The sequence below is a fragment of the Mesorhizobium sp. M0227 genome (genome assembly GCF_040321855.1).
Lineage (GTDB): Bacteria > Pseudomonadota > Alphaproteobacteria > Rhizobiales > Rhizobiaceae > Mesorhizobium.
In genome coordinates, this window is sequence record NZ_JAMYSJ010000058.1 from 1 (window position 1) to 5314 (window position 5314).

Annotated in this window: 5 protein-coding genes and 1 tRNA gene; 1 reads left to right on the top strand and 5 read right to left on the bottom strand. The window is 62.0% G+C overall.

The window, feature by feature from the left end; genetic code table 11:
- Positions 1-131 precede the first annotated feature (131 nt).
- Positions 132-974: an ABC transporter substrate-binding protein gene (locus tag NKJ00_RS32000; protein ID WP_023814285.1), complete on the bottom strand. Its 843-nt coding sequence runs from the start codon at positions 972-974 to the stop codon at positions 132-134.
- Positions 975-1189: 215 nt separating this feature from the next.
- Here NKJ00_RS32000 and NKJ00_RS32005 point away from each other — a divergent pair, with 215 nt between their 5' ends.
- A complete protein-coding gene (locus NKJ00_RS32005; RefSeq protein WP_352613668.1) occupies positions 1190-2269 on the top strand; it encodes a LacI family DNA-binding transcriptional regulator in 1080 nt (359 codons plus the stop codon).
- 343 nt (positions 2270-2612) lie between these two features.
- Here NKJ00_RS32005 and NKJ00_RS32010 read toward each other — a convergent pair.
- The 4 genes from NKJ00_RS32010 to NKJ00_RS32025 all read right to left on the bottom strand — a co-directional run.
- Positions 2613-2688 (bottom strand) — tRNA-Trp (locus tag NKJ00_RS32010).
- A 138-nt stretch (positions 2689-2826) separates the two neighbouring features.
- On the bottom strand, positions 2827-3309 hold the full coding sequence (locus NKJ00_RS32015; RefSeq protein WP_023814283.1) for a group II truncated hemoglobin: 483 nt from the start codon (positions 3307-3309) through the stop codon (positions 2827-2829).
- Positions 3310-3410: 101 nt separating this feature from the next.
- A complete protein-coding gene (locus NKJ00_RS32020; RefSeq protein ID WP_023814282.1) occupies positions 3411-5066 on the bottom strand; it encodes a COG3904 family protein in 1656 nt (551 codons plus the stop codon).
- 156 nt (positions 5067-5222) lie between these two features.
- On the bottom strand, positions 5223-5314 hold a 92-nt coding region (locus tag NKJ00_RS32025), incomplete at its 5' end, for an EF-Tu C-terminal domain-related protein (protein ID WP_023785181.1).

Here is a 5314-nt window from a genome sequence, read left to right on the forward strand (position 1 = left end):
CGTGGTCGCCCCCTATTTTATTAACCCACACCGCTCCCGCCCCGCCCGCCCCCCCCCCCCCCCCCCCCCCCACCCCCCCCCCGCCCCGGCGGCCCCCCCCCCCCCCCCCCCCCCCCCCCCCCCGGGTGCGGTTACTTCTTGGGGAGGTATTGATCGGGCATCGGCGAGCCTGGGAACCACTTCTCATAAAGCGTCTTCCAGGTGCCGTCCTGCATGGCCGCATGCAGGGCGGTGTTCAGCGCATCGCGAAGCTTGTCGTTGCCCTTGCGCAAGACGAAGCCTGCCGGCGCGTCGAAGGACGGGATGTTAACCGCGATCTTCAAGTCCGGATAACGAACGCCATAGTCCTTGGCTGCCTCGTAATCGAGGAAATGAGCGTCGACCGTGCCATTGTTGAGCGCCGAGACGGCCGAATTGTTGTCAGGAAATTTGACGAGATCCGTCCCGACAAAATTCTTCGCCGCATAGATTTCCTGCAGCGTACCCTGCACGACGCCAAGACGCTTGCCCTTGAGCCCGTCGGCCGACGTGATCGCCTTGTCTGACGTAAGCACGGAGAGATAGCCTGCAAGATACCCGTCGGAAAAGTCGACGGTCTTCTTACGCGCTTCCGTCGTGCCGATTGCCGCGACCGCGACATCGAAGCGCTCGTTGGCAACCGAAGGCATCAGCGCCGAGAATTCCTGACCGGTGAAGATCACCTGGTCCGGCTTGAAGCCAAGGCGGCTCGCGACGTTGCGGAACAATTCGATGTCGAACCCGGTGAATGTGCCGTCCGCCTGGGTGAAAGCGTAGGGCTTGGCATCACCCATGGTACCAACGCTGATGACTTTCGCATCAATAAGGCCATAGGGATTGTCATCCGCGGCGGCTGCTCCGGAAACAAAACCCGCGCCGATGCACACAGCCATAAGAGCCATTGCGCCGGCCCGGACCGGTGACATCAACGACTTGAGAATTCCTATCCTGCTCATGTCTTCTCTCCACTCTGAAGGTCTGTTCTTCTTGGTATTGACGTCGAGCCGGCAATCCCACGCTTGACATCGCCCGCCGCCGCGACCGCGGCATGCGCCTCTCGGCCCGCAATCTTCTAAAAGAGACCGGTCTCTTATTGATTGAGACCGGTCTCTTTGATAATCGTTATCGCCAGATTGACCTTCCGTCAACAACTCTTGTAGTCGTTCATCCAATGAAAAGAACCGCACCCAAGACCCAGTCGATAACGGTCAGCGATGTCGCCCGAGTGGCCAATGTGTCCAAAGCGACGGCCGCGCGCGTGCTCGGCGGATACGGTGTCGTCAGCGACACGATCCGCGCCAATGTCATGGCCGCCGCCAAGGCCCTTGACTACCGTCCGAACGAACTGGCCCGAAGCATGACGACCGGCAGGTCCGGCATCATCGGCGTGGTGGTCGGAGACATCGAAAACCCGTTCTTCAGCCTGGCGGTGCGTGGAATCAGCGACGCGGCAAGGGCGGCTGGCTTCAACGTCATCTTGGCCAACTCCGGCGAGCGGATCGACGCGGAAAGGGCAGCTGTGCGGCTGTTGATCGGCAAGCGCGTCGACGGACTGATCGTCACGCCGTCGGAATCGCGTGACATCTCACACCTGCGCGACATCCACCGTTCAGGCCGGCCGCTTGCCCTGCTTGACCGGGCGCTGCCTGATCTCGATGTCGACACGGTTACGGTTGACGATCGAGACATCGCCATGCGGGCGACCCGTATCCTTGTCGACGCCGGCCACAGCAAAATCGCCTATGTGACCGCGGTTGACGCCGAAGGCAATGAGTATCGCGACCTAGGACAAATCTACACCTCATCGGTCCGTGAGCGCATCGACGGCTTTCTCAAGGTGTGCCGGGACGCCAGAATTGATCGACCGGAACGTCATATTCGCCTTGGCGCGACAAGCCCCGACGAGACGCGAAAGCTCGCCGACAAACTGCTGTCGGGGCCAGATCGACCGACCGCAATCCTTGCCTCCGACAGTCTCATAGCCCTGGAGATCTTCAAGGTCATGCGCCAGCGCGGGCTGCGCATTCCACAAGACATCTCGCTCATCACTTTCCATGACGCGGACTGGACGAGCGTCACGACCCCGCCCATCACCGTCGTCGACCAGCCCGTCTATGCGCTGGGCAAAAGCGTCGCGGAACTGCTCATCCGCCGCTTGAAGGGCGAAGCACGGCCAGCTGAAAGGCTCATTCTGCCGACCACAATCATCGAACGCGGATCCGTTGGTCCGCCTGCTGCCTACAAGCTGTAGATTCTCAAAGCCGAGCGGTCCAAAGCATAGCATGGAAGCCTATGCCCGAGCGTCGGATGGTTTGTATTCTGCGCCCGCATCCTTCGGACCAAAGGAGCAAATCTCGACTCGAGCCAAGCCAGCTTCCTTGGTGCCAACCCGCCAATTTTTACCTTTGTGGAACCTCGAGCAGCGCCAAACCAGGCTGTCGTTACGGTGAAGTTGCCCACCAGAATCGTGTGATTTTACGCCACCGTCGGACGCTGCCCGCGGACGTGCATGTCCGTGCAATAGATGTGCAGCAGTCGTTTTGGCTTCTCAACCGAGTAGCGCTATTTCTAAGTGCCTGATTTCCCTTTGGAAATGGCACGGGCAGCAGGGCTCGAACCTACGACCTGCGGTTTTGGAGACCGCCGCTCTACCAACTGAGCTATGCCCGTACGTGCGCATGTCGGCGCAGCAGGCGCTTCCTAAAAGCTTCCGCACGCTCTGTAAAGGGTGGTTTGCAAGCAAACGTACCTTCACCCCCCCTGCGCCAGAAATCGGGACAGCTGACGACCAGCTCGTTCGGCGAGAGGTTACTTTGTTTTCAGCGGCCGATAGGGTCCGCCCGGCACGCCCCAGCCCCAGGCCGGCATCGGTTCCGTCTCGGGATCGCACGTCTCGCCGAGATTGGAGTTCATCTTGGCCAGACGCGATCCCCATTCGACATAGCCCATGAAGGCCGAACGGAATTCCGGATCGTCAGGCAGGCCGACCGCGTCGGCTGCATCGGCCAGGAGGCTAATCCAGCGGCGGCGCTGCTCCTCGCTCAGATGCTTGCCCAGATGGTGCATGACCATCTCGCGGTGGCCACCGAACTGCTCGCTGTAGGTTTTTGACCCGCCGAAAACCTCGCCGATGAAGGCCGCGACATGGGCGGGATGATCCGGCGACATGGTCTTGAACACCGGCCCGACGATCGGGTCCTGCGCCACCTTGTCGTAGAAAGTCTGGGTCAGCCGGTTCAGGGCCTCGCCGCCGCCGGCCCATTCGTAGAGGGTCGGGATATCCTGGCTCATTCTCGATCCTCCGCCTGCCTGGCGCCGCCAGCAGCGACGATAGCGGAACAATCGGAAGTGTCTCAACCTGCCTCGATGGCCAGTTCCGGCTTCGCCGCGGTCTACAATTTGGCCGGCGCGTCAGCCTCGGCATTGGCGGAGGGCCGGATCCGGCAATTCTCGGGTCTTGGCACCGCCTCGCAAATGGTGGCGCCGGTCAGCGCGTCGACCGATTGCAGGCTCGTCGTCAGTCCGACCTTCAGCATCATGCCGGGTTCCAGCCGGCGCTCGACCGAGCGACGCTCGATCGCCGCGAACAGGGCGGGAGCGATCGCCATCTCGTCGAGATAGGCCTTGACCATCTGCTTTTGCCCCATCAGGTAGAGGCTAAGTCGCGCCTGGGGACCGACAAGCCGCTTGATGCCGCCGGCAAGCATCAGCGCGCAGGCCGAATCGCACTCCACGCCCGCATCGATGCTCAGCCCGGCATAGGCGCCCTCTTTGGCCAGGCAATTCCACGCTCCCGGGTCACAGCCGACGAAATCGGTGCGGCCAACCGCGACGTCGAGCTTCCTTTCATGGATAAGCCGTCCCGCCGCCAGGGCGCTGAACAGGTCGCCTCCCCTCGAACTGACCACGACAGGCAGTTGCCGTTTGCCGAGCGTGGCGAGCAATTGGCGCAGCTTCTGCGGGGTCTGGGGAGTGATCGCGCCTTCCGCCGAGATCCATTCCGGGCAGTCTGGATTGCAGAGCGGATTGGTGCCGCGAACGACGACGAAGCGCATGTCTTCATCGCGCCGCTCTTCATCGTGTCGCGCCGGCTCGGGTTCGATCGCCGGCGGAGCAGGCTTGGCCGCGGTCGCCGTCAGGCCATCAGGCTTGTCCCCCGGCATTTCCCGGCAATTCGTGGCCAGGCGGCCGGGCTCGCACAGGCTTGCCGCGGTCAACAGGCCTACAGCGTCCGTGCTGGTGACCAGCTTCATCGCCAGCATGTCGTCGAGGGCGATCTGGTGAATTTCGCTGGCCGGCGTGCCCTTCATCGTTTCGAGCATGCCTTGTTCGATGCCCATCTGGTTGAGATAGGCCGCCAGCTTTTTCTCCACCGACTTGCTCATCTCGTAGGTCTTGTAGCTGCCGGCGTTCTTGCGGCTGACGATCTTTGTGTTGAGGATCTTCTTCTTGCCCCCCACGATGCGGTAGGTGGTGCGGTATTGCAATTTCGTGCGGATGTAGGTCGTGGTGATCTGATGGACGCCGAGATAGGCCCATTCGCCGGCCACCCGCCTGATACCGCCGGCAAACATCAGAGGACAGGCGGAATTGCACATGGCGCCATAGTCGATGACATCGCCGAAGTAGCGGGCGTCACGGTCCTGGCATCCCTTCGCACCGGGCTGGCAGCTGGAAAACACCGTCTTGCCGATGGCGATATCGAGCTTGTTCTTGCGGATCAGCCGGCCAAGCGTCAGCGCCGCCTCGACATTGCCGCCGGGAGAATCCACGACAACAGGCAGTTTCCGCCCGCCAAGCGTCTTCAGCATGCGTTTGAAGAGTGCCGGCGTGCCGGCTTCTATGGAGCCCTCGGCCGATATCCATTCCGGGCAGATCGGCTCGCACCCCGGTGCGTTGCTGCGGACAATGCCGAACCGCATCGTCGGCCCAAGATCCGGCGCCGCATCCGCCGCAAAGGCTACCGGGCCCGCGGCAAGCAATGCCAGCAGGCAGATCAAGGCCAGCGACCACAATGCCCGACAACGGTGAAGGCGCCCTGAAACCATTCTGCAAAAAAGCCCCTCGATGCAACCTATACTAGTCGAGGCCCGGAGCCTTGCAACAGGGTTCGGCCGACAGGGCCGCAACCGATAGCCCCGCAAAAGAAAAGGGCGGCCCGAAGACCGCCCTTTTCTTGTCGATCCGGCGAATGCCGGGCTCGATTATTCCTTGATGGTGACGACGATGCCGGCACCGACGGTGCGGCCGCCTTCACGGATGGCGAAGCGCAGCTTCTCTTCCATGGCGATCGGCA